Genomic DNA, 259 nt, shown 5'->3' with positions numbered 1-259 from the left:
CGGGCGTCCAGTAGCGCAGCACCGGGTGGTGGTGCGCCGTGGGCTGCAGGTACTGGCCGATGGTGACCATGTCGACGTCGTGCGCGCGCAGGTCGCGCAGCGTGCCCTGCACCTGCTCCATGGTCTCGCCCAGGCCCAGCATGATCCCGGACTTGGTCGGCAGCTGCGGATGCTGCTGCTTGAAGCGCTGCAGCAGGGTCAGCGACCACTGGTAGTCGGCGCCGGGTCGGACGTTCGGGTACAGGTCCGGCACGGTTTC

The 259-nt window shown here is 69.1% G+C and carries 1 pseudogene; it reads right to left on the bottom strand.

The annotated features are described in order from the left end of the window. Positions 1-259: pseudogene (locus OH705_RS27865) on the bottom strand (lipoyl synthase); the annotation flags it as partial.

This window comes from Pseudomonas sp. BJa3 (assembly GCF_026343815.1).
GTDB lineage: Bacteria > Pseudomonadota > Gammaproteobacteria > Pseudomonadales > Pseudomonadaceae > Aquipseudomonas > Aquipseudomonas soli.
Note: the sequence above shows the minus strand (reverse complement) of the source record. Positions and strands in the feature narration are given on the sequence as shown.